Raw genomic sequence first — 23,172 nt, forward strand, 5'->3', positions numbered from 1 at the left:
CGCTTACTCCGCCGGCATGCCGTGCGGGACGCGGAAAAGGCTCCGCTCCTGCGCACGTTTTTCCGGACGATGGCGCGTCAGCGCCAGAATGAAACCGGCGGTGACGCAGATCGCCACCATGGACGAGCCGCCGTAGGAAATCAGCGGCAGCGTCATGCCTTTTGCCGGCAGCAGCTCGAGGTTGACGCCTATGTTGATGATCGACTGGATCCCAAGCTGCAATACCAGGCCGGCGACGGCAAAACGGTTGAAATCATTGCGTTCGCGATATGCATGCGACAAGCCGCGCAGCACCAGCACGGTAAACAGGGCGACGAGCGCAATGCAGAAGACGATACCGAATTCTTCGGCCGCGACCGAAAAGATGAAGTCGGTATGAGCGTCGGGGATGATGCGCTTGACGATGCCTTCGCCCGGCCCCTGGCCGAACCAGCTGCCGCGGATGATCGCCTCACGCGCTGTGTCGATCTGGAAGGTGTCGCCCTCGCCGGTCATGAACTTGTCTATTCGGCCGGCAACGTGCGGAAAGACGTAATAGGCGCTGAGCAGGCCTCCGGCGCCGCCGATACCGAGTAGCACGATCCAGATCCAGGGCATGCCGGCCATGAAGAACATCCCGCCCCAGACGGCCGTCGTCAGGATGGTCTGGCCGAGGTCCGGCTGTGCGACGAGAAGTGCCGCGACGATGCCGAACAGAATGATAGCGAAGAGATTGCCGGGAATTTCAGGCTGGCGCGCATGTTCGGCAAACAGCCAGGCGCAAACGACGACGAAGGCAGGCTTCATGAATTCCGAGGGCTGGATGGATAGGCCGGCGATCCAGATCCAGCGCCTGCCGCCCTTGACCTCCTGCCCGACGAACAGCACCAGCACCATCATGGCGAGCGAAATGATCAGCAGCAGGATCGCGGTTCGCCGCACCTGGCGCGGCGTCAGGAACGATAGGCCCAGCATGACGGCGATCGAAGGGATCATGAAGGCCGCGTGGCGCTTGACGAAGTGGAAAGGCTCGAGCCCGATGCGCTCGGCGACCGCGGGAGATGCCGCGAAGGACAGCATGAAGCCGATGCCCATCAGGAAGATGAACATCGCCAGGAAGAAGCGGTCGATGGTCCAGAACCAATCGGCCAGAGGCCCACGTTCCGCGCGGCTTACCATGTCATTTCTCTCCTGCTACAGGACCGATCAGCATCGTCATTCCGTCAAGTGCCGCCACGTGGCTGACGAAGGCATCGCCCCTGACTTCGAAGTTCTTATACTGGTCGAAGCTTGCGCAAGCCGGGGATAACATCACGGCCGAAGCAGCCGCCTCGTCGCGATCCGCGTCGGCTGCGGCATGCGCGACTGCGCGCTCCAGCGTTCCCGAAATTTCGTAGGGAACGGCCTCGCCGAGTGTGGCGGCGAATTCCGCCGCCGCCTCGCCGATCAGATAGGCCTTGGCGATGCGCGGGAAATAGGGAGCGAGCGTCGTGATGCCGCCAGATTTCGGCAGGCCGCCGGCGATCCAGTAGATGCGATCATAGCTCGAAAGCGCCGGCGCCGCTGCATCGGCATTGGTGGCCTTGGAATCGTTGACGAAGACGACACGGCCGCGTCTGCCGACCGGCTGCATGCGATGTTTGAGACCGGGGAACGAAGCAAGGCCGACGCGGATGTCGTCGGCGGAAACCCCGACGGCAAGGCAGGCGGCGACCGCAGCCGCGGCGTTTTGCGCATTGTGGCTGCCGCGCAGCGTCTGAATACCGTCGAGATCGACGAAGGGCAACATGGTGCCGCCGGCGGCCTGAATGAGTTTCGTGCCCTCGGCATAGATGCCCTCGGCCACCACGTTGCGGCGCGAGATGCGGACCACCTTGACACCTGCCCGCTCGATACGGTCTGCAATCACCGCCGAATGGCTGTCGTCGACGCCGACGACCGCGACATCGCTGCCGGCGACCAGCCGTTCCTTGACGTCAGCATAGTGCTGCATCGTGCCGTGACGGTCGAGGTGGTCGGGCGTCAGGTTGAGCAGAATGCCGGCCGAGGGGTTCAGCGTCGGCGCCAGATCGATCTGGTAGGACGAGCATTCGACGACGAAATAACGCCCCGCCTTCGGCGGGTCGAGCGTCAGCACCGCCGTGCCGATATTGCCGCCGAGCTGCGTGTCGTAGCCTGATGATTTCAGGATGTGGGCAATCAGCGCCGTCGTCGTCGACTTGCCGTTGGTGCCTGTGATGGCGATGAACGGGCAGTCCGGTGCATGGGCGCGACGCTCGCGCACGAAGAGCTCGACGTCGCCCACGATGTCGACGCCGGCGCCGCGCGCCAGATCGACCGTCCAGTGCGGCTTCGGATGGGTGAGCGGCACGCCGGGCGAAAGCACGAAGAGCGCCTGCTGGCTCCACTCGATCGTATGCAGATCCTCGGTGCGGATGCCTTCTGCCGCGGCCTTGGCGACGCTGTCAGGGTTGTCGTCCCAGGCGGTCACATGGGCGCCGCCCAAGATCAGCGCGCGCGCGGTAGCAAAACCGGAGCCGCCGAGCCCGAAAAGCGCGACCTTCCTGTCTTTCAGCGTCGTGACCGGGATCATCGCCGCCTCACCGGAGCTTCAGCGTCGAGAGGCCGAGCATGGCAAGGCCGACCGCGATGATCCAGAAGCGGATCACCACCTGGCTCTCGGTCCAGCCCTTCTTCTCGAAGTGATGGTGGATCGGCGCCATCAGGAAGACGCGCCGGCCGGTCATCTTGAAGAAGCCGACCTGGATGATGACCGAGAGCGTCTCCATGACGAAGAGGCCGCCGATGATCGCCATGACGATCTCGTGTTTGGTGGCGACGGCGACGGTGCCGATCGTGCCGCCGAGCGCCAGCGACCCGGTGTCGCCCATGAAGATGGCGGCCGGCGGCGCATTGAACCAGAGGAAGCCGAGGCCCGCCCCGATGACGGCGCCGAGCACGACGGCAAGCTCGCCGGTGCCGGGCACGAAATTGATCTGCAGGTAGTTCGCAAACACGACGTTGCCGGCGAGATAGGCGATGACGCCGAAGGAGGCGGCGGCGATCATCACAGGCACGATGGCGAGCCCATCCAGGCCGTCGGTCAGGTTAACGGCATTGCCGGCGCCGACGATGACGAAGCCGCCGAACACCACGAACATGATGCCGAGATTGATCAGGAAGTCCTTGAAGAAGGGAAAGGCGATCGAGGAGCCGAAGGTCGAGCCGGCGCTCCCCGAGGCAAGGGCGGTGCGCATCATGAAGTAGACGGCGATGCCGGCGATGATGAACTCGATGCCGAGACGGGCCTTGCCGGAAAAGCCCATGTGGCTCTGCTTCGTCACCTTGAGATAATCGTCATAGAAGCCGATGGCGCCGAAGCCGAGCGTCACCAGCAGCGTGGCAACGACATAGACGTTGGAAAGATCGGCCCAGAGCAGCGACGCGCCGACAATGCCGGCCAGGATCATCAGCCCGCCCATGGTCGGCGTGCCAGCCTTCTTGAAATGCGTCTGCGGCCCGTCTGCGCGGATCGGCTGACCCTTGCCCTGCCGGATGCGCAGCGAATTGATGATGGTCGGCCCAAACAGGAACACGATCAATGCGGAGGTGAAGAGAGCGGCGCCCGTGCGGAAGGTAATATATCTGAACAGGTTCAGAAATTTGAAATATTCCGACAGTTCGACAAGCCAGATCAGCATTCAGGGCCCCTTGTTACCCGGTCAACGTTCGCGTTGCGTGTCGGAAAATGCCGGGAACTTGTCAAGAAGCGCGGCGACGATCTTGCCGAAACCGATGCCCAGAGACGATTTCACCATCAACACGTCGCCTGGCGCGACCGAGTTCAGTACATAATCCGTCAATTCGCTGGTCTTTTCGCGATACTCGACATGGACGCTTTCCGGCAATGATTCCTTCAGCGCGGCCATGTCGGCGCCTGCGAGCCAGACATGTTCGATGCCGGCCGCAAGCAGCGGCCCGGCGAGATCGGTGTGAACCTTCTCGGCATACTCGCCCATTTCGAGCATGTCGCCGAGCACGGCGATGCGGCGGCCGCGGCCGGTCGGCTCGGCAGCCGCCAGCAGCGCGATCGCCGCGCGCATTGAGGCCGGGTTGGCGTTGTAGCTCTCGTCGATCAGCGTAAAGCTGCCGTTGCCGCCGCCAATCGAGAGCCGGTGGCGCTTGCCCCTGCCCTTTTCCGGCTTCAGCGTCGCAAGCGCTGCGATTGCCTTCTCGATGTCGGCGCCGACAATCCTGACGACACCGAGTGCGGCAAGTGCATTTTCGGCGATGTGCCGGCCCGGCGCGCCGAGCGCCACCTCGAGCGTCTCGCCGCCGATCGTCAGCCACAGAGTCGAATTCTCGTCCGAGCCGTTGAACTCCGCGAGCCGGAATTCGGCTTTCGCATGCTGGCCGAAGGAATGGATATGCTCGATGCCGAGCGACTGCGCCGTGCGGTCGAGGAAATTGAACTGGTCGTTGTCGCGGTTGAGCACGACATGACCGCCGGATTCGAGCCCTTCGAAGATCTCGGCCTTGGCGGCGGCGATCTCCTTGATGTTCTTGAAATTGCCGAGATGAGCCGGCGCGATTGTCGTGATGACGGCGACGTCGGGGCGGATCATCGACACCAGCGGCCGGATCTCGCCCGGATGATTCATGCCGACTTCGAAGACACCATAATCCGTGTCGCCAGGCATGCGCGCCAGCGTCAGAGGAACGCCCCAATGATTGTTGAAGGAAGCAACAGACGCGTGCACCTTGCCGGAAGGCGACAGCACCTGCCGCAGCATTTCCTTGGTGGTGGTCTTGCCGACCGATCCCGTCACCGCGATGATCCGGGCCCGCGAGCGCTCGCGCGAGGCAAGGCCAAGCTTGCCAAGAGCCGCGAGCACGTCTTCCACGACGATCATCGGCACCGTCAAGCGGCCCATGGCCGGAAGCCTCGCCTCACTGACGACAAGCAGGGAGGCGCCGTTCGCCATCGCCATTGACGCGTAGTCGTGACCGTCGACGCGGTCACCCTTGATCGCGAAGAAGGCTTCGCCCGGGCTGATCGAGCGGCTGTCGATGGAAATGCCGGTGATGCCTTCGGGCAGCGTGCCGAAAGGGCGCCCCGCCATCGCTGCGATCATGTCTTCGGTGGTCCAGAGCCAGCTCAAGATTTCAGTTCCTCCAACGCCTTGCGCACCTCCGCATGATCGGAGAACGGCAGTGTGACGCTCCCGATCGTCTGCCCTTCCTCATGCCCCTTGCCGGCGACGATCAGCGTATCGCCCGATGTCAGCATGGCGACCGCCTCGCGGATGGCGATGGCGCGATCGGCGATTTCCGCGGCGCAAGGCGCGGCTGCCATGATCTCCGCCCGGATTGAGGCCGGCTCTTCCGAGCGCGGATTGTCGTCGGTGACGATGACCACATCGGCAAGCCGGCAGGCGATTTCGCCCATGATCGGCCGCTTGCCGCGGTCGCGGTCGCCGCCGCAGCCGAACACGACGACGACGCGGCCCGTGGTGAAGGGTCGGACCGAGCTCAGCACATTTTCCAGCGCATCCGGCTTATGGGCATAATCGACATAGGCGAGCGCGCCATCTTTCGTATGGCCGACGAGCTCGAGACGGCCGGAGGCGCCGACGAGTTTTTCGAGCGCAGCCATCGCAACTTTCGGCTCGACGCCGGTCGACATGGCAAGCCCCGCCGCGACTAGTGCGTTGGCGACCTGGAAATCGCCGGCCAGCGGAATATCCACCTCGAAGATCTCGTCGCCGATATGGATCTCCGCCATCTGTTTGTGGCGGAAATGCTCGACGCGTTTGAGCGTGAGGTAATCGCCCTTGCGCCCGACGGTACGGACATCATGTCCGGCATCGGCCGCAGCCTTGATCGCTTGGGCCGACCAGGGGTCGTCGGCAAAGATCACCGCCGGCGCACCCTTCGGCAGCAGCGTGTCGAACAGCCGCATCTTGGCGGCCATATAGGCCTCGACGGTCGGATGATAGTCCATGTGGTCGCGGCCGAGATTGGTGAAGGCGGCGGCGGCGAGCTTGACGCCGTCAAGCCGGCACTGGTCGAGACCGTGGCTGGAAGCCTCCATCGACGCATGCGTGACGCCTTCGTCGGCAAGTTCAGCCAGAAGCTTGTGCAACGACACCGGATCGGGCGTCGTCAATGCGCCATATTCGTTGCGCGTCGGCGAAACCACGCCCGTTGTGCCGATCATCGCGGCCGCATGGCCTGCATGCGCCCAGATCTGACGGGTGAACGAGGCGACGGAGGTCTTGCCCGCCGTGCCGGTGACGGCGACCATGGTCTCGGGCTGCCTGCCGTAGAACCGCGCGGCGGCGATCGAAAGGAAGCGACGCGGCTCCTTGACCGCAAGCACCGGAATGGAAGCATCGACCGGCTGGGAGGCGATCGCGACGGCAGCGCCTCGGCCGGCGGCATCGACGATGAAGCCCGCGCCGTCCGCCTTTGTGCCGGCGACCGCGACGAAGGCGTTGCCCGGCGCCACATGACGGCTGTCCGAAGACAGGCCTGAAATATTAAGCAGGCCTGCTGGGCCTTCGAGCTGTGCTTCAAGTTCCGGAAACTGATCTCCGGCCAGGTCTCGCAATTTCATCGAATGCACTTTTCTCTCTTGAAGCCGGTTCACCCCTCGCGAATCGGCGCCGATATTCATTCACGCTCAATAAGACACCAGCAAGGCCGATCCGCCCTCCCCAAATTTCGGCTCGATGCCGAGAATGGGGGCGGCGCGACGGATGATATCACGGGCGATGGGACCGGCCGTACCGGCGGAGAGCGTTCCGCCATATTGCTTTTCGCCTGTCTTCGGCTCGTCGCAGAAGGTGATCACGGCATATCGGGGATTGTCGATCGGGAAGGCGGCAATGAAGGAATTGAAGTTCAGCGACGAGGAATACCGACCGTTCACCACCTTGTCGGCCGTACCCGTCTTGCTGCCGACGCCGAAGCCGGGTACGCGGGCCACGCGCCCGGAACCCTTGTAGCCGTTGAAATCGAGGAGATAGCGGACGGCGTCGCTGGTCGACTTCTTGAGGACCTGCGTGGCGATCTGGTCGGCTTGTTCGCGCGTGCGCGGCAGGAATGTCGGCTCGATTAGCTTGCCGCCGTTGACGAGGGCGGCGGCCGCCACGCCGGTCTGCAGCGCCGTCGTCGAGACGCCGTGGCCGAAGGAAATCGTGATCGAATTGATCTTCTTCCAGACGCGCGGCTGGCTCGGCATCTTCACTTCCGGAAGCTCGGTCTGCATTTTCGTCAGCAGGCCGAGCTTGGTCAGATAATCCTTCTGCGAATCGATGCCGACGATGTCGATGACGCGCGCCGTGCCGATGTTCGACGAATACTGGAAAATCTCAGGCACGGTCAGCCAGCGGCGCTGCCCGTGAAAGTCATGGATGGTGAAGCCACCGATATAGATCGACTTGCTGGCATCGAATGTGTCGGTCATCTTCACCTTGCCGCTGTCGAGCGCCATCGCCAGCGAAAAGGTCTTGAAGGTCGATCCCATTTCGAAGGTGCCGTTGGTCATTCGGTTGAGCCAGCCTTCCTTGGCGCCCTCCTGCGGATTGTTCGGATCGAAGTCCGGCGCCGATGCCATGCCGAGCACTTCCCCGGTATGGACGTCGATGACGGCAGCGCCTGCGCCCTTGGACTGGAAATTGTTGACGGCGTTGATGACCGCATCGCGAACGATGTTCTGCACGCGCAGATCGATCGAAAGCCGCACCGGCTCCAGCGGCTGGTCGCTGGTCATACCGACCGAGGCGAGATCGGCAAGCCCCTGGTCGTCGATATATTTCTCCATGCCGGCGACACCGCGGTTGTCGATGTTGACGTAGCCGAGAATGTGCGCGGCGGTCGGTCCGCCGGGATAGAAGCGGCGCTTCTCCGGCCGGAAGCCGATGCCGGGAATGCCGAGCGCCAGGATCTGGCTCTGCTGCTTCGGCGTCAGCTGCCGGCGCAGCCAGGCGAAATGCGAGGTCTTGACCGAGAGCTTCTTATAGGTGTCCCTGACGTCGAGTTCGGGCAGGACGCTCGAAAGCTTCTCCACAGCCTCGTCGACGTCGACGATCTTGTTCGGCTCGGCAAACAGCGAGACGGTGCGGATATCGGTCGCCAGCACCTCGCCGTTGCGGTCGAGGATATCGGGGCGCGAAGCCATCAGCCGGTCGGGCGGCAGGATGCTGGAGACGACCTCCTGATCCTTCATCGCATATTCGACGAGGCGGCCACCGATGACGGCGTAGACGCCCATGAAACCCAAGATCAGCAGACCGACGCGGCTTTTCGCCTGCCCGGATTTTTTCTTGCGCGACCCCTCGATCGCCAGACCGGCGGAGGGGCCGCCGAAACGGTTATAGACGCCGGCGGAGAAATGCGCCTGGCTCTTCAGGACCATGATGCGGGAAAGAAACGACATTATTCCACCGACCCCGTTTCGATCTCGTCTGCCTCATCCTCAACGACACCGTGCTGCTCGACGCCGCCGCGCGGGGCGGGCGTCGGAACGGGCTGCGCTTTGGCAGCACCGCCGGCACCCTTGGCGCTGGCTACGGTCGCGCCCTTGGCGCTGGCCTCGGTCGCGCCCTTAGCGCTGGCCCCGGTCGCGCCTTTGGCGCTGGCCTTGGCCTCCGTCACATCAGGTACGGGAACCTCCGATTTCAGCATCGGCAACTCCTTGGCATGCACGAGCGCCGTCGATTCCGTCGGCTGCAGCTGCAGCTCGGCATTATAGGCATTGACCAGCCGCTCCAGCCGGTTCGGCTGCGATTGCAGTGCCCAGTCGGCCTTGAGAAGGTCGATCGTATCCTTCTCGAGCTTGATCTCGGCTTCGAGGCGGTGAACCTCATCGAGCTTCAATTCGGCGCGATGCTTGATCGTGTAGGTGACGGCGGCAGCTGCCGTCATGAAGCCGATGAGCACGAGATCGAACGTCTTCAGCATATCAACCTCCAAGCTTTCCAAGAGTGGCAAGATTGGGAAACCCGAAAAGCGACATATCCGCTGGCTCCGCGGCGGCATCTGTCCGGAGGCCGGCGCGCAGCTTGGCAGAGCGGGCGCGCGGATTGGCCTCGGCCTCCGCCTCGCTCGCTGAAACCATCGGCTTGCCGATCGCCGTGAAAGTCGCTGCCCGCTCCTGCGCTGCCGGCAGGTGTCGCGATCCCGTCGCCTTGCCGGCGCGGTCGGAGAAGAATTTCTTGACGATGCGGTCTTCGAGCGAATGAAAGGTGACGACGACGAGCCGCCCGCCGGGCTTCAGCACCGTTTCCGCCGCAAACAACGCCTGCGCCAGTTCGCCGAGTTCATCATTGACGAAGATGCGCAGCGCCTGGAAGACGCGCGTCGCCGGATGGATCTTGTCCTTCATCTTGCGTGGAGTGACCAGCTCGATGAGGCCGGCAAGATCGCGCGTTGTCTCGAATGGTTTTTCGGCACGGTGCTTCTCGATCGCATGCGCGATACGCGGCGCTTGGCTTTCCTCGCCGAGAAAATGAAAGATGCGAATGAGATCGGCGACCTTGGCGCGGTTGACGACGTCGGCTGCCGAAACGCCTTCGGCCGACATGCGCATGTCGAGCGGCCCGTTCTTCTGGAAGGAGAAGCCACGCTCGGCCTCATCGAGCTGCATGGAGGAAACGCCGATGTCGAGAACGACGCCATCGAGCCCGCCCTGCGGCGCATGATCGGCCAGATGCGAGAATTGCGAATGAACGAGCCTGAGACGGCCGCCATGGGCGGCGACCATCGCCTGCCCCGCCGCTATTGCCGTCGGATCGCGATCGAGCGCGATCACCTCGGCGCCGGCGGCAAGAATGGCCGAGGTGTAGCCACCTGCACCGAAAGTACCGTCGAGGATGAGTTTGCCGGGCGCGGGCGCCAGCGCCGCGAGGACCTCTTCGAGAAGAACAGGAATGTGACGAACCGGTCCGCCACCGGCATCAGTTGAACCTCCGCCAGGATTCGCCACCATTCCGTTCCCTCGTCCTTTCAGGAACGCTTGCCCGCCAGCTTGCGCTCCCCACGTGCCTGCGCCTGCGCCGCCAGAAATTCCTGCGGCTGCCAGAGCTGAAAATGATCCGCCCGACCGACGAAGGTCACTTCGTCCGAGATACCGGTAAAGCCGCGGATGAAATCCGTGACCATCAGCCGCCCCTCGGCGTCGAGCTTCATGAAAACCCCGCCTCCATGAATGAGAAGCGACATCTCGTTCGCATCCGGCGAAAACGGATCCTCCGCAGCAATCTGCCGTTCGAATCTTTCGAGAAGATCCGGACCGCCGACGCTGACCGCCGGAAACACAAAGTCCTGGAAGCAATAGAGCTCCTGGACATTGCGCTGCGCCAGCACGGAACGGAACGCCGACGGCACGGAAACCCTGCCCTTGGCGTCGATCCTGTTGGTCGCATTCGAAAGGAAGCGGCTCATCACTCGAAACATCCGTTCCCGCAGGGATCCGGACCAAAAGACGCCCGAAACTCCCGATATCAGGCACAGCTTCGCAAGCCGGATGAGCGAAAACCCCTCCGACGCTCCCAGAGAGGAAGACGCCTTTGCTTTGCGATGAATGGGCAGGTGATTGCCCTGGTGCAGTGCGAGTTTGGGATAGCATGGGACCATATGGGCGTCAATGGGATGCGCCTGCTTTGCAACAGACGCATGATCAAAAATTTATAAGCCGTTAAGTTTAACAAAGGGTTAGGATCACCCTCCCGGAAGGGACGCGCGACGATGCTTTCGCAAAAACGATTTTCGCGCAGCGGATTGTATGAGCATCCGCTTGAAAACTGTCGATTTCAGCGGCTTACACGGAGGTGATTCGTCGAATCGGAGATTTTCGCGCCACGAAAGTTAATCGCCAGTTGGCCTGTAAGCCGGGTTCTGTATGGCTCCGGCGTGAACCGGAACGTGGCAGCCATTCCTCTGGGACAGCGTTCGCACGCTGCCTCGCGCAACCCACCCGGATGACTGGCCTGGAAACCGGCCGGAAGGCCCTTCGGCCCGCCGCGTCATCCCTATTCGGTCTTGCTCCCGGTGGGGTTTACCGTGCCATATCCGTTGCCGGAAATGCGGTGGGCTCTTACCCCACCCTTTCACCCTTACCTGTCATGACAGGCGGTTTGCTTTCTGTGGCACTTTCCCTGAGGTCGCCCTCGCCGGACGTTATCCGGCACCGTGTCTCCGTGGAGCCCGGACTTTCCTCACTCTACCGCCTTTCGGCATTGGTAAAGCGCGGCTGCCCGGCCAACTGGCAGGGCTCCCATAAACGAGAGTGCGCACAATTGCCACCAAAAACGATAGTCTTAGCGAAATTGCGGTGTGAAATCCGTGGAGTAGCCCTGTTGACTGATGCCGCCTGATAAAAGCAGCTCGGCCCCGAGCCTGCCGATTTCGTCCGAACTCTTGGCCGACGTGCCGGCGCAGCCTGTCAGCACTGCGATGGCAGGCGAAGCCGTATAGCCGATCATCGGATAGCCGCTTTGCGTCTGGGAAACGACACAGGCGGCCGTCGAGATCGAAAGCGGCGTCAGATCGGGCGCAAGATCGGCGACGATGCGTTGAAGATGCGTCCGCACGCTCTCCCGCCCCTCGGTCCTGAACCAGGCACGCATCTCCGCCTCGTTGCCGAGCGCCAGATCGTCGGGGTCGCCGCCGATCTTCAGATAGAATTTACCGTCGGGATAACGGATCGGCGGCAGTAGGTAAATATGGATGCCGGGCACATCGACAATAAGCGACGGCATGGCGGCGAGGTGGATGGCATCGGCTTCGCTCACTTCGAAAAGCGTTACCGTCCGGCCATAAACCGTCATCTCAATCGGACGCGGCAACAGATTCTCCGCAATGGAAAATCCTCCAGCAGCCAGCAGTACCTTTTCAGCACGATAGGCCAAGCCGCCGGCGGTCCTGACGACCGCCGAACCACCCTCCTCGCGGATTGAGACAACATTGTCGCGGATGACGGCGGCGCCGGCTTTTTCCGCCAGCAGCGACTGTGCCTTGACCAGCTTGCGCGGGCTGATATGCCCGGCCCCCTTCGCCTCGAAGACGCCGGCGCAGCCATCAGCAAAGGCGAAGAAGGGAAAGGCGTCTTTCAATCCTCCTTCGTCTAGAAGGCTGGTTTCGACACCCAGCGAAACGGCGGCCTGCCTGGTTCTGCCGAGATAATCGCTTCCATCGGGCGCGACGACGACGCAGCCGACCTCCCGATAGAAATCGATGCCGCTGTCGCGAGCGATCTCGCCGTAGCGTCCGATCGAGCGATTGGCGAGCAGCGCCCAGTTGCGGTCGGGATCGATGGTGCGGGTGATGCGCCCCTCATCATAGTGGCTGGCAAACACGCCCTGATGCGTCTTGCGATCGGCCGGCTCGTCCGGCCCGATCACCGCCACGCCGTCCGTCTGCCGGGCCAGATGCCGCGCAGCTGCCGCCCCCATCAATCCGCGGCCGACGATGATATATTTGAATTCGACTGCCATGATGCTCCCTTTCAGGCAAAAACCGGCGTCAGCTCGCCGCCGAAATCCGCTTCACTGAGCACGCCTTCCATCAGCAGTACGGCGCCCAGCCGCCCAAGTTCGTCGGAGGATTTGGCGGCGACGAAATTGCCGCCGGTCAGCACCGCGATGCGCGGCGACTGCGTAAACCCGGCATAGGGATAACCGGTCGGCGTGAAATTCGCCACGCACGGCCCTGATGTGACCGGGCAGCCGGCAAGCGCCGGCATCAGTTGCAGGGCGATGCGGCAGAGATGGTCGCGCTCGGCAGCGCTGCCGTCGGAACGGAACCACGCGCCGGCATCCTCCAGCCGATTGATCGAAAGCGTCTCGGTATCGCCGCCGAGTTTAAGATACATCTTGCCGTCGGGATAACGCACCGGCGGCAGAATATAAATGTGATCCTCTTCCCGGTCCCCGAGAACGATCGTCGACGGCATGTCGCCGAAGACCGCCATCTCGCGCTCACCGATTTCATAGAAGACAACAGTGCGTGCCATCACCCTGGTGTCGACGGGACGCGGCAGCAGCGCGTGGAAATTGCTGAAGCCGCCAGCCGCCACCAGTACCCTCTCGGCGCTGTAGCGCCTTCCGTCGACCTTCACCTCGACATGGGCACCGGCGTCGCGCACGGATGTCGCGGTTGCCTCGATCAGCGTAACGCCACCCTGTTCCGCCAGCCTTGCCTGGGCGCGCACCAGCGCCCGCGGATTGATATAGCCGGCGCGTTTGCGTTCAAAATAGCCGCTGAAATCGGCATCGACGGCAAGATAGGGAAAGCGCCGCGAAAGGTCCGACGATGCGATGGTCTCGATGTCGCTGCCGAGCGTCCGGCTGACGGTCAACGCCCGGTCGATATAGTCCTGCTCGCTCTTGTCAGGCGCTGCAAAGAGGCAGCCGACTTCCGAGAAGAAGGAAATGCCGCTCCTTGCCTCGATCTCACGGTAGCGGTCGAGCGCGCGGGCGGCGAAGGTTCCCCAGGCCAGATTGCCATCGAACGTCCGTGTAATACGCGCCTCGTCGTAGTGGCTGGCGAAGACGCCCTCATGCGATTTGCGCTCAGCCGGCTCGCGCGGGCCGATCAGCGCGATGCCGTCGGCCATCGCAGAGAGATGCCGGGCGGCCGCGGCACCCATCATGCCGCGTCCGATGATGATGAACCTGAAATCGACTGCCATATCCCACCTCGCTAAATTCCAGCGATACCATGGCAATCATCTTGAATCATCCAGCTCTTGTCAGGGATAAGCGCTTCAGGCTCAGAGCATTGCGAGAACCTTGCCGCAATAGGACTTGGACACCGGGTTCATGCGCGTGGCGCCATGACCGGCATTGTATTTGAGGATGGTGTTGCAGGTCTCGCCACCACCGAGATCATGGGCGGCAGCCAGATATTTCATGCCGTACTTGATGTTGGTTTCCGGATCGAACAGGCCCTTGGCGCTGCCGGAATAGCCCATCATGCGGGCAGTTGCAGGCTTTATCTGCATCAGGCCGATTTCACCGTGGCTGCCGCGCGCATTCGGATTGAAATTGCTTTCGATACGGATGACAGCGGTCGCAAGCGCAACCGGTACATTATATTGGTTCGCATATTTGCTGATCAGTGCGGAATAGGAATTGTCGGAAACATTGGCGACGGGATAACCGCTCTGGCGCTCGACCGTCTTCAGTGTGCGTTCCGCCGTCTTGAGCGGACGCTTCGCCGGCTTGACCGCACGCTCCGCTTTCTTCAACGGACGCTCTGTCTTCTTCGCAGGACGCTCGACTTTCTTCACCGGCGCATCAGCTCGCACACCCCAATCATTTGCAAAGGCAAAGCTATTTCCGGCCAGCACCATGCCAACGCATGTTGCAGCAACAACAATCAGTTTTCTCATGTAGTCTTGAACACTCCGACCCAAAGAATTCCAGACGGCGCGCCTCGCTGTCATAATGAATACCAGATCAATTACCGATCTGTATTCGTGGCAATTCTTATCGTTTCACATAGCGCCCGCGGTTTAACTCGAAAACAACCCCGAGTACCGCTTGGCGGAGGTTCTTAGACCATCGCAATGAGGAGATAATAGGGAAATGATGTGGCAGGCCGAATTTCGCGTTGCAGTGCGAAATTCGGCGTGTCAGTAATTGTCGAGGAATCAGGAATAACGCGGCAAAGCCGACAGGAGCCGGTGCAACGTGTCGATCGTCGAAAAATCGGCGATGCCATCTATCCGTTCGGGCCGAAAATGCCGCTGGAAAGCTTCCACGTCGCCTGCCGTTTTTTCTGAAAAATGCGCCGTGATTTCAGTGCCATAACCATAGAGCGACAGCATCGACTGCAGTGCTTCGACGGGTTGGCCGCTATCGCCGCGCTGGAAGAAGCGTCCGCCGGTGATCGTTGCCGGCTCGACCCAGTGCCCGATGCCCGCCCGGTGGAGCTCCGCCCAGGGGAACTTTTCACCCGGATCGACCTTGCGAATCGGGGCGACATCTGAATGCCCAAGCACACGTTCCGGCGCGATCGACCAACGTTTGACACAGTCCCGACACAATTCGATCACCGCCGCGATCTGCTCTTTCGGATAGTCGGGAAGGCCGCCGGGATGGCCGGCATTAGCGATCTCGATGCCGATCGACAGCGAATTGATGTCGCTCTCGCCATGCCAACTGCTCTTCCCGGCATGCCACGCCCGCCTGCCCTCCGGCACCAGTTGGATGACCTCGCCATTCTCATGCACGAAATAATGGCTGGAAACCTGGCTTTCGGCGCTGCAGAGCCAGTCGAGCGCGCCATCCGGGGTCGGCATGCCGGTATAGTGCAGCAGGATCATATCCGGGCGACGCCCGTCCGCCCGCTCCCCGTGATTGGGCGAGGGCCGGACACAAGCTCCCGCGTAATCCGCCTCGAAGGAGATCATGCGGCGCGGCGTTCCTTCTCGATTGCCGCATAGGCTGCGTTGAGCGCGGCCATGCGCTCATTGGCAATCACGTGGAATTCCTTCGGCACGCCGCGCGAAATCAGTCGATCGGGATGATGTTCGCTGACGAGGCCGCGGTAACGGCGGCGGATCGTCGGAAAATCGTCGGAAGGCGACACGCCGAGCACCTTATAGGGATCGCCGCCGGCCGAGGCATGGCGAGCGGCAATCTGCTCGAAGCGGGTCTCGCTCATCTGGAAGATCTCGCCGATGTGACTGAGGAAATTCAACTCGTTCTCATGAATCAGCCCGTCGGCCTTGGCGATATGGAAGAGACCGTCGAGCACATCTTCCAGCACGGTGCAATTGGCCGCACAGGTAATGCAGAGCGTCGAGAGCCGCTCGGCATAGGCCTCATAACCGGCGACATCCTGACGCGCGAGATTATAAAGTCTGGCGACGTTCTTCGCTTGATCCTGCGGAAACTCGAAGATTTCGCGGAAAGCCTCGACCTCCTTCTCGCTGACGATGCCGTCGGCCTTGGCCATCTTCGCCGAAAGCGCGATGATGGCCACAGAGAAAGCGACCTTCCGCCGTGTTTCCGGATCGCCTTCGAAAACCGTGCGGATGGCCTCGACCACCGCGGACAGCGCATTGCCCGCAGTATTGCCAATGGCATTCACCAGTTTTTCCCAGAAGGACATCGAAAATCTCGCGCGCTTGTCAACCTCAAACAGCTTGACCAAAGAATCGTAGCCTTTGCAAGGCGACGATTGGTCCTAGGGGCGAACACAGTTTTCACGATTTGGTAATTGTCGCACCGCAGCAAACGATTCACCCCTTGGATTGAGGGAATGGCGCGCCCCTGCCATACCGGCCTCACCTGTCCCTCGACGCCGCAATTTCCACAACAGTTGTCGGTCGGCGTCTCCGGGTTGAAACGATTATATCAGCTCTTCCGGCCACAAAGCGTGAAAAGGCGGCGTTTTTCGTAAATTCTTTACTTTACAGGCCCCTTTCCCTGCCGCATCCATGCGCTGATGCATGTCGCTCGGAACTCTACGGCGGCACCGGGACACGGCATGCACAATCAATGGGCAAACGCATCGCATAAACGAAGGTCGATGCGATCCGCCTTAGCCAGCGCCGCCGCATCGAAACGCCATAGGAGGAATCATGGCCAAGCAGAAAGTTGCAATGCTGACCGCCGGAGGCCTCGCACCCTGTCTTTCCTCCGCCGTCGGCGGCCTCATCGAACGCTACAGCGACGTTGCGCCTGAGCTCGATATCGTCGCCTATAAGTCCGGCTACCAGGGCGTACTGCTCGGCGACAGCATCGAGATCACCCGTCAGATACGTGAAAAGGCGCCGCTGCTGCACCGCTATGGCGGCTCGCCGATCGGGAACAGCCGTGTCAAGCTCACCAACGCCGCCGACTGCGTCAAGCGCGGCCTCGTCAAGGAAGGCGACAACCCGCTGAGGGTCGCCGCCGAACGCCTTGCGGATGACGGCATCACCATTCTCCACACGATCGGCGGCGACGACACCAACACCACAGCCGCCGACCTTGCTGCCTACCTCGCCGCCAACGGCTACGATCTGACCGTCGTCGGCTTGCCGAAGACGGTCGACAACGACGTCGTGCCGATCCGCCAGTCGCTGGGCGCCTGGACGGCCGCCGAAGTCGGCGCCCATTTCTTCGACAATGTCGGCAACGAGCAGACCGCCGCCCCCCGCACCCTCGTCATCCATGAGGTCATGGGACGCCATTGCGGTTGGCTGACGGCCGCCACTGCCCGCGCCTATCTCCAGCGCACCAGCCGCAATCAATATGTCGACGGCCTGATGATGGATGCGCAACTGAAGGGTATCGACGCCGTCTATCTGCCCGAAATGGCGTTCGATCTCGATGCCGAGGCCGCCCGGCTGAAGGAAGTCATGGATCGCACCGGCCATGCCACCGTCTTCGTGTCGGAAGGCGCTTGCCTCGACGCCATCGTCGCCGAGCGCGAAGCCGCCGGCGAGACCGTTAAACGTGATGCCTTCGGCCATGTGAAGATCGACACGATCAACGTCGGTGCATGGTTCCAGAAGCAGTTCGCCAGCCTCCTGAACGCCGAGCGTTCCCTGGTGCAGAAATCGGGCTATTTCGCCCGCTCGGCGCCGGCGAACGGCGACGACCTGAGGCTGATCCAGAGCATGGTCGACCTCGCCGTCGAAAGCGCACTCAATAAAGTGTCCGGCGTCACCGGCCACGATGAAGCGCAGAATGGTAAATTGCGCACTATAGAATTCCCGCGCATCAAGGGCGGAAAGGCTTTTGACCTTTCGACGGGATGGTTTGCGGAAGTCATGGACAATATAGGCCAGAAATACAAAGAAGCATGATTGACGGATGGTTAATAAGGTGTCTTTGCTTGTTCCTGAGGAATGGGAGGAGACACCATGTCGTTTGAAGCCTGGCTCGCTTTTGCGGCCGCATCCGCCATTATGCTGGCCATACCGGGACCGACGATACTGCTCGTCGTCTCATACGCGCTTGGCCATGGACGCAGGACGGCGTTTGCGACGGTGAGCGGCGTGGCGCTAGGCGACTTCACCGCGATGACGGCTTCACTCTTCGGTCTCGGCGCCGTCCTCGCCGCCTCAGCCGGTCTTTTCACCGTCCTCAAGTGGATCGGCGGCGCCTACCTGATATGGCTCGGAATCAAGCTCTGGCGGGCTCCCGTCATCGGCGAGCCGGTTGCCGACAACGACAATCTTCCGGAGGAAAAATCGCTCAGGATTTTCCTCCACGCCTACCTCGTTACCGCCCTCAATCCGAAGAGCATCATCTTCTTTGTCGCCTTCGTGCCGCAGTTTCTCAACCCGGCTCTTCCCTTCTTCGGGCAGATGGCGATCATGGAAGCGACCTTCCTCGTGCTGGCGATTCTCAACGCTTCCACCTACGCATTTCTCGCTCATAGCGCGCGCGGACTGATTCGCAAGGCGAGCGTCCAGCGCGCCGTAAACCGCACCGGCGGCACGCTGCTGATCGCTGCAGGCGCCGTAACGGCCGGCTATCGCCGTATTGCAGCGTAGAAACATTCCGTGGTTGCCGGAATGCAACGAATAGGTTAATGGGGTCATCGGATTTAAGCTTTTTAGTAACTTTTATAACGCTGCCGGGGCGGCGCGATTTCACGAAAGTGACGGAATGGTAGCGATCGGATTGTCCGGCCTGAAACGCAGTCTTGTCGTTTCTACGGTGCTCTGCTGCGGCGTGATGACCGGCTGCACCAGCGTCGAATACACCTCTCAGGCCGAATTGACAGCCGCTCAGATAGTGGTGCCGACACCCAAGCCCGGCGAAGAGGCAACGCTGGCCGCGATCCCGACGGCCGAGGGCGCAGCTGGCCAGGCGGTCGCCGGCGCCATGCTTCCGCAAACGCAGACATCCCCCGCGCTGACCGCAACGGCGATGCCGACGGTTACGGCGTCTCAGACCGCTGATCTCACCATGCAGGCAGGCATACAGCCGGCAGCCTATGCGCAGATCCCGCTGACGCCCGAGATGACGGCGATCCAATCCGTCGTGCCGACGCCGCGTCCGGTGACCCCGGCACAGCCGGCGACGCAGCTTGCCTTTGCCGCGACGCCGCAGAACAATGCGCTTGCAGCACTCGCGGCAGTCGACACAACCCCGCGTTCCAGCATGGATTACGGCTTCGACGAATCCGGGCCGATCGATCCGCCGACGGCTCCGCCAATGTTCAGCGACGACGACAAGGACGATGCGCCGACTGTCGAAAAGAGCTTCGTCACCAAGCTCATCCAGAAATATTCGAAAGTCTACGAAATTCCCGAGACGCTGCTCCACCGCATCGTCCATCGCGAGAGCCGCTATAATCCGAAGGCTTACAACAAGCGCGGCTATTTCGGTCTCATGCAGATCAAATACAACACTGCCAAATCGATGGGCTATGACGGCGCGCCGGGCGGTCTCTTCGATGCCGAGACCAATATCAAATATGCCGCGAAATATCTGCGTGGCGCGTGGCTCGTCTCCGACAACAAGGAAGATGATGCCGTCCGCCTCTATGCGCGAGGCTATTATTATGACGCCAAGCGCAAGGGCATGAACGACATCGCCCAAGGCAATTACTGACCACCACCACAACAGAAACGGCTTCGATGCTACCGCCTATGGCTGCGTCTGGACCTGCCGCTCTGATCCGGCCTGCTGTTGCGGCACTCCCGATTGCGGCGACGCCGCCAGGACTGCCTTGAGAAGCGTCTGCGGCTGATAACCGAGCCAGCTAGGCGTCAGGCCGAGCCGGACGACGACGAGATTGGCGGACGGCACGATCGCCATGCTCTGCCCATCATGCCCCGTCAGCCAGAACGTATCCTCCGGCAGCCCGAATGCAGCGCTGCGGCCACTGGGGGCGAGCCACGCCTGGCCCTGCGTATACCGGCCGTTCGACGCTGCCGTCGGCGTGCGCATGGCGCCAACGAACCCCTCCGGCAACAGCCGCCGGCCGTTCCACACGCCATCCTGCAGCAGGAACTGTCCGAAACGCGCCCAGTCATGCGCAGTCGCATAGAGGTAGGAGCTTCCGGTAAAGGTGCCGCGCGCGTCGAGCTCGAAGACGGCGCTGGTCATGCCGAGGGGCGAGAAGAGCGCGTCATGCGGATAGGAAAAAGCTGCCTGCGCATTGCCGACCCTGTCCATCCAGATGCGTGACAAGAGCACAGCCGTGCCGCTCGAATAGCGGAAGCGCTGGCCGGGTGCCGCCTCCATCGGCGCATTGGCCGGCAGCGATACCATGTCGGGATCGAGATAGAGCATGCGCGTCACATCGGCGACGCTGCCATAATCCTCATTGAAGGCAAGGCCGCTCTCCATTCCGAGCAGGTCGGAAACCTTGATCCTGGCACGCTGATCGTCCTTCCACTGCGCCATCAGGTGATCGTCGTCGAAGGAGATCTTGCCGTCGAGCATCAGCCGGCCGAGGATGGCCGCGTTCACCGTCTTCGTCATCGACCAGCCGATCAGCGGCGCCCTCGACGAAAATCCGGGACCATAGGCCTCGGCGACGATACGGCCGTCGCGCACCACCACGATCGCCCGCATGGCCGGGCCGGCAAGTCGGGCATCGGCCAGCACCGCGGCGATCTTCGCGTCCGCATGGCCGACGCTCTCTCCCTGCGGCCATAACGCATCGCTCGTCTCCATCTTGGCAGGCGGACCGAAGGGCGCGGCATTCGCCGCCGCCTCGAAATCGCCGTCCGGCACGCTGGTGCAGCCGAGCCCGCCGCGATAGAGCGCATAACTTGATGCAAAGAGCCCCATGAAGCGCGCCGTTACCCGGCCGTTGTCGCGGTCGACGCTAACGCGCACCAGCCGCAGCAGCGGGTTTCCCGGCGCCTGCACGTCGTCCTCCAGCACGTCTTCGGCGTTGCGGCCGGCAATGAAGACATTGGAGCAGACGATCTTGGCGGCATAGCCGTCGCCGACGCGCAAAAGCTCCGGCGGCCAAGCAAAGAGCCAGGCGGCGCCGGCAACGACGATGAGAACGAGAAGGAGAGCAAGCGCCTTAAGGGCACGCAGGACAAATCGCATGGCATTCCTCCGAATGCGCGGAGAGAAGCAGGAATTGCGTGCGGCGGAAAGGGGGCGGCGCGAAGAAGATCCGTCGCCTTGATCACTTTCCCAGGAGGATGAGAACATTTTGCGCGGCGCCGGCCCACAGTCCACGTCATCAAACTGTAGCAGTGGCGCGCTACACGCCCTGAACGCTAAAAAGGTGACAGACTCATGTCAGAATTTGCACCGGATGCCGGCTTCCGCAAGAACCGGAAACTCAAGGACGCCCTTCTCCGCCACAAGGCTTTTTCGAAGGAAGGTTTTTCCGAGCGTCTCTTCGGCCTTCTCTTCTCCGGCCTCGTCTACCCGCAGATCTGGGAAGATCCGGATCTCGACATGCAGGCGATGGAGCTGAAGCCCAACCACCGCATCGTCACCATCGGCTCCGGCGGCTGTAACATGCTCGCCTATCTCTCCAAGGCGCCGGCATCGATCGACGTCGTCGATCTCAACCCGCACCACATCGCGCTGAACCGCCTGAAGCTTGCCGCCTTCAAGCACCTGCCCGGTCACGCCGATCTCGTCCGCTTCCTGGCGATGCCGAACGAGAAGTCGAACAGCCGCGCCTACGACCGGCATCTTGCCGCCAGGCTCGACGAGGCGACCCGCAGCTACTGGAACGGCCGCAAGTTCGGCCGCCGCCGCGTCACCGTCTTCGACCGCAACATCTATGAAACCGGCCTGCTCGGCCGCTTCATCGGTGCAGCTCACCTTCTTGCCCGCCTGCATGGCGTCAAGCTGCGCGAAATGACCAAGACCCGCTCGGTCCGCGAACAGCGCCAGTTCTTCGACGAGCAGATCGCGCCGCTTTTCGAAAAGCCGGTTGTTCGCTGGATCACCGGCCGCAAGAGCTCGCTCTTCGGCCTCGGCATTCCGCCGCAGCAATATGACGAGCTCGCAAGCCTTGCTGCCGATCATTCGATCGCGCCGGTGCTGAAGCACCGCCTGGAAAAGCTCGCCTGTCATTTCCCGATGCGCGACAACTATTTCGCCTGGCAGGCCTTCGGCCGCCGCTACGGCACTGAAGAGGAAGGTCCGCTGCCGACCTATCTGAAGCCCGAGCACTATGAGGTGATCCGCGCCAATGTCGACCGCGTCAACGTCCACCACGCGAGCTTCACCGAGCTTCTGGCCCGCGAGCCCGCCGCCTCGCGCGACCGCTACATCCTGCTCGACGCGCAGGACTGGATGACGGATGAACAGCTGAACGACGTTTGGCGGGAAATCACCCGCACGGCGCGCGACGGCGCCCGCGTGATCTTCCGCACCGCCGCCGAAAAGAGCATCATCGAAGGCCGCCTGTCTTCGTCGATCCGCGACCAGTGGGACTATTTCGAAGACAAGTCGCGGGAGCTGACGGCGCTCGATCGCTCGGCGATCTATGGCGGTTTCCACATCTACGGGAAGAAGGCGTGAGCAAGGTCCGCACCGAGACGGCGGGAATGAGCGAGGAACATGCCAGCCTGATGGATGGCATGTACCGTTACCAGCGCCATATCTACGACCTGACGCGCAAATATTACCTTCTCGGCCGCGACAGCACCATCCGCAATCTCGACGTGCCCGAGGGTGGCACCCTGCTTGAAGTCGGCTGCGGCACCGGTCGCAACATGGCCTTCGCCCACAGGCATTTCCCGACCGCCAAGCTCTTCGGCCTAGACATTTCCCAGGAAATGCTGATTTCAGCCCGTAAGACCTTCGCCACCAAGGCGACGATCCCGGAATTCCGCGTCGCCGACGCCACCGCCTTTACGCCGCGAGAATTCGGCGTCGGCGGTTTTGACCGCATCCTGATCTCCTATGCCCTGTCGATGATCCCGGACTGGGAGCGCGCCGTCGACGCATCGATAGCAGCGCTCAATCCAGGCGGCCAGCTGCACATCGTCGATTTCGGCCAGCAGGAAGGCCTGCCGCGCTGGTTCCGCAGCATGCTGCAGGCCTGGCTTGCGAAGTTCCATGTCACGCCGCGGCCGGATCTTCGCGAGGTTCTTGAGGCGCAGGCACAGGAGCACAATGCGCGATTGTCTTTCGAAACAGTCGGCGGCGGTTATGCCTGGCGGGCGGCTATTATCAGCAAGCGCACATAATTCGCTTGAAACTAACCGATTTTTTACGTTGATATGGTGAAAAGAGGGTTATTCCT

At 62.0% G+C, this 23,172-nt stretch carries 20 protein-coding genes and 1 other RNA gene; 5 read left to right on the plus strand and 16 right to left on the minus strand.

Annotated features, from left to right (window positions below):
• Positions 1-3: 3 nt before the first annotated feature.
• From ftsW to N2597_RS13470, 15 genes are all read right to left on the minus strand, one after another.
• On the minus strand, positions 4-1,158 hold the full coding sequence (gene ftsW / locus N2597_RS13400) for a putative lipid II flippase FtsW (protein WP_038690129.1): 1,155 nt from the start codon (positions 1,156-1,158) through the stop codon (positions 4-6).
• A 1-nt stretch (position 1,159) separates the two neighbouring features.
• On the minus strand, positions 1,160-2,572 hold the full coding sequence (murD, locus tag N2597_RS13405) for a UDP-N-acetylmuramoyl-L-alanine--D-glutamate ligase (RefSeq protein WP_183597211.1): 1,413 nt from the start codon (positions 2,570-2,572) through the stop codon (positions 1,160-1,162).
• Between the two features lie 7 nt (positions 2,573-2,579).
• On the minus strand, positions 2,580-3,680 hold the full coding sequence (gene mraY / locus N2597_RS13410) for a phospho-N-acetylmuramoyl-pentapeptide-transferase (RefSeq protein ID WP_038690133.1): 1,101 nt from the start codon (positions 3,678-3,680) through the stop codon (positions 2,580-2,582).
• A gap of 21 nt (positions 3,681-3,701) precedes the next feature.
• Positions 3,702-5,141: a UDP-N-acetylmuramoylalanyl-D-glutamyl-2,6-diaminopimelate--D-alanyl-D-alanine ligase gene (locus N2597_RS13415; RefSeq protein ID WP_077993029.1), complete on the minus strand. Its 1,440-nt coding sequence runs from the start codon at positions 5,139-5,141 to the stop codon at positions 3,702-3,704.
• Positions 5,138-6,658, minus strand: a complete 1,521-nt coding sequence (locus tag N2597_RS13420) for a UDP-N-acetylmuramoyl-L-alanyl-D-glutamate--2,6-diaminopimelate ligase (RefSeq protein ID WP_170961439.1) — start codon at positions 6,656-6,658, stop codon at positions 5,138-5,140. The genes N2597_RS13415 and N2597_RS13420 overlap by 4 nt, the downstream gene beginning before the upstream one ends.
• 6 nt (positions 6,659-6,664) lie before the next feature.
• Complete coding sequence (locus N2597_RS13425) at positions 6,665-8,422, minus strand: peptidoglycan D,D-transpeptidase FtsI family protein (RefSeq protein ID WP_077993030.1); 1,758 nt, start codon at positions 8,420-8,422, stop codon at positions 6,665-6,667.
• Complete coding sequence (ftsL, locus tag N2597_RS13430; RefSeq protein ID WP_096763383.1) at positions 8,422-8,946, minus strand: cell division protein FtsL; 525 nt, start codon at positions 8,944-8,946, stop codon at positions 8,422-8,424. The genes N2597_RS13425 and ftsL overlap by 1 nt, the downstream gene beginning before the upstream one ends.
• Position 8,947: 1 nt before the next feature.
• The gene (gene rsmH / locus N2597_RS13435; RefSeq protein ID WP_038690142.1) at positions 8,948-9,973 is read right to left on the minus strand and encodes a 16S rRNA (cytosine(1402)-N(4))-methyltransferase RsmH; all 1,026 of its coding nucleotides are present in this window, start codon (positions 9,971-9,973) and stop codon (positions 8,948-8,950) included.
• Between the two features lie 17 nt (positions 9,974-9,990).
• Positions 9,991-10,428 (minus strand): division/cell wall cluster transcriptional repressor MraZ, encoded by a 438-nt coding sequence (gene mraZ, locus N2597_RS13440; RefSeq protein ID WP_038690144.1) that lies wholly within the window; start codon positions 10,426-10,428, stop codon positions 9,991-9,993.
• A 426-nt stretch (positions 10,429-10,854) separates the two neighbouring features.
• Positions 10,855-11,252: RNase P RNA component class A (gene rnpB, locus N2597_RS13445), an RNA gene on the minus strand.
• A gap of 51 nt (positions 11,253-11,303) precedes the next feature.
• A complete protein-coding gene (locus N2597_RS13450) occupies positions 11,304-12,479 on the minus strand; it encodes an NAD(P)/FAD-dependent oxidoreductase (protein ID WP_096763382.1) in 1,176 nt (391 codons plus the stop codon).
• Between the two features lie 11 nt (positions 12,480-12,490).
• Positions 12,491-13,675, minus strand: coding sequence for an NAD(P)/FAD-dependent oxidoreductase (locus tag N2597_RS13455; RefSeq protein ID WP_086156303.1), 1,185 nt, complete (start codon positions 13,673-13,675; stop codon positions 12,491-12,493).
• Positions 13,676-13,756: 81 nt separating this feature from the next.
• The gene (locus N2597_RS13460) at positions 13,757-14,377 is read right to left on the minus strand and encodes a lytic transglycosylase domain-containing protein (protein WP_096763380.1); all 621 of its coding nucleotides are present in this window, start codon (positions 14,375-14,377) and stop codon (positions 13,757-13,759) included.
• Positions 14,378-14,638: 261 nt separating this feature from the next.
• Positions 14,639-15,400, minus strand: coding sequence for an N-acetylmuramoyl-L-alanine amidase (locus N2597_RS13465; protein WP_096763379.1), 762 nt, complete (start codon positions 15,398-15,400; stop codon positions 14,639-14,641).
• Positions 15,397-16,104, minus strand: a complete 708-nt coding sequence (locus N2597_RS13470) for a J domain-containing protein (RefSeq protein ID WP_183597209.1) — start codon at positions 16,102-16,104, stop codon at positions 15,397-15,399. The genes N2597_RS13465 and N2597_RS13470 overlap by 4 nt, the downstream gene beginning before the upstream one ends.
• A 472-nt stretch (positions 16,105-16,576) precedes the next feature.
• On the opposite strand from N2597_RS13470, the gene N2597_RS13475 reads away from it, so the two are divergent.
• The 3 genes from N2597_RS13475 to N2597_RS13485 all read left to right on the plus strand — a co-directional run bounded on the left by N2597_RS13475 (position 16,577) and on the right by N2597_RS13485 (position 19,547).
• Positions 16,577-17,788 (plus strand): pyrophosphate--fructose-6-phosphate 1-phosphotransferase, encoded by a 1,212-nt coding sequence (locus N2597_RS13475; RefSeq protein ID WP_183597206.1) that lies wholly within the window; start codon positions 16,577-16,579, stop codon positions 17,786-17,788.
• A gap of 57 nt (positions 17,789-17,845) precedes the next feature.
• Positions 17,846-18,481, plus strand: a complete 636-nt coding sequence (locus N2597_RS13480; protein ID WP_096763378.1) for a LysE family translocator — start codon at positions 17,846-17,848, stop codon at positions 18,479-18,481.
• A 115-nt stretch (positions 18,482-18,596) separates the two neighbouring features.
• Entirely contained in the window at positions 18,597-19,547 is a 951-nt protein-coding gene (locus N2597_RS13485) for a transglycosylase SLT domain-containing protein (RefSeq protein ID WP_183597204.1), read from the plus strand.
• A gap of 36 nt (positions 19,548-19,583) precedes the next feature.
• On the opposite strand, the gene N2597_RS13490 is transcribed toward N2597_RS13485, so the two are convergent.
• Positions 19,584-21,005: a serine hydrolase domain-containing protein gene (locus N2597_RS13490; RefSeq protein ID WP_096763376.1), complete on the minus strand. Its 1,422-nt coding sequence runs from the start codon at positions 21,003-21,005 to the stop codon at positions 19,584-19,586.
• 195 nt (positions 21,006-21,200) lie between these two features.
• Here N2597_RS13490 and N2597_RS13495 point away from each other — a divergent pair, with 195 nt between their 5' ends.
• A complete protein-coding gene (locus N2597_RS13495) occupies positions 21,201-22,445 on the plus strand; it encodes a BtaA family protein (RefSeq protein ID WP_183597202.1) in 1,245 nt (414 codons plus the stop codon).
• Positions 22,442-23,116, plus strand: coding sequence for a class I SAM-dependent methyltransferase (locus N2597_RS13500; RefSeq protein ID WP_183597200.1), 675 nt, complete (start codon positions 22,442-22,444; stop codon positions 23,114-23,116). Before N2597_RS13495 ends, N2597_RS13500 begins: the two co-directional genes overlap by 4 nt.
• Positions 23,117-23,172 lie beyond the last annotated feature (56 nt).

This window comes from Rhizobium sophoriradicis (assembly GCF_025200795.1).
Lineage (GTDB): Bacteria > Pseudomonadota > Alphaproteobacteria > Rhizobiales > Rhizobiaceae > Rhizobium > Rhizobium sophoriradicis.

Coding starts and splice junctions, on each gene's coding strand:
- ftsL (WP_096763383.1), bottom strand. CDS start 8,946: ATGCTGAAGACGTTCGATCTCGTGCTCATCGGCTTCATGACGGCAGCT.
- N2597_RS13470 (WP_183597209.1), bottom strand. CDS start 16,104: ATGTCCTTCTGGGAAAAACTGGTGAATGCCATTGGCAATACTGCGGGC.
- mraZ (WP_038690144.1), bottom strand. CDS start 10,428: ATGAGCCGCTTCCTTTCGAATGCGACCAACAGGATCGACGCCAAGGGC.
- murD (WP_183597211.1), bottom strand. CDS start 2,572: ATGATCCCGGTCACGACGCTGAAAGACAGGAAGGTCGCGCTTTTCGGG.
- ftsW (WP_038690129.1), bottom strand. CDS start 1,158: ATGGTAAGCCGCGCGGAACGTGGGCCTCTGGCCGATTGGTTCTGGACC.
- N2597_RS13490 (WP_096763376.1), bottom strand. CDS start 21,005: ATGCGATTTGTCCTGCGTGCCCTTAAGGCGCTTGCTCTCCTTCTCGTT.
- N2597_RS13460 (WP_096763380.1), bottom strand. CDS start 14,377: ATGAGAAAACTGATTGTTGTTGCTGCAACATGCGTTGGCATGGTGCTG.
- N2597_RS13455 (WP_086156303.1), bottom strand. CDS start 13,675: ATGGCAGTCGATTTCAGGTTCATCATCATCGGACGCGGCATGATGGGT.
- N2597_RS13450 (WP_096763382.1), bottom strand. CDS start 12,479: ATGGCAGTCGAATTCAAATATATCATCGTCGGCCGCGGATTGATGGGG.
- N2597_RS13480 (WP_096763378.1), top strand. CDS start 17,846: ATGTCGTTTGAAGCCTGGCTCGCTTTTGCGGCCGCATCCGCCATTATG.
- N2597_RS13485 (WP_183597204.1), top strand. CDS start 18,597: ATGGTAGCGATCGGATTGTCCGGCCTGAAACGCAGTCTTGTCGTTTCT.
- mraY (WP_038690133.1), bottom strand. CDS start 3,680: ATGCTGATCTGGCTTGTCGAACTGTCGGAATATTTCAAATTTCTGAAC.
- N2597_RS13420 (WP_170961439.1), bottom strand. CDS start 6,658: ATGAATATCGGCGCCGATTCGCGAGGGGTGAACCGGCTTCAAGAGAGA.
- N2597_RS13425 (WP_077993030.1), bottom strand. CDS start 8,422: ATGTCGTTTCTTTCCCGCATCATGGTCCTGAAGAGCCAGGCGCATTTC.
- N2597_RS13495 (WP_183597202.1), top strand. CDS start 21,201: ATGTCAGAATTTGCACCGGATGCCGGCTTCCGCAAGAACCGGAAACTC.
- rsmH (WP_038690142.1), bottom strand. CDS start 9,973: ATGGTGGCGAATCCTGGCGGAGGTTCAACTGATGCCGGTGGCGGACCG.
- N2597_RS13475 (WP_183597206.1), top strand. CDS start 16,577: ATGGCCAAGCAGAAAGTTGCAATGCTGACCGCCGGAGGCCTCGCACCC.
- N2597_RS13465 (WP_096763379.1), bottom strand. CDS start 15,400: ATGATCTCCTTCGAGGCGGATTACGCGGGAGCTTGTGTCCGGCCCTCG.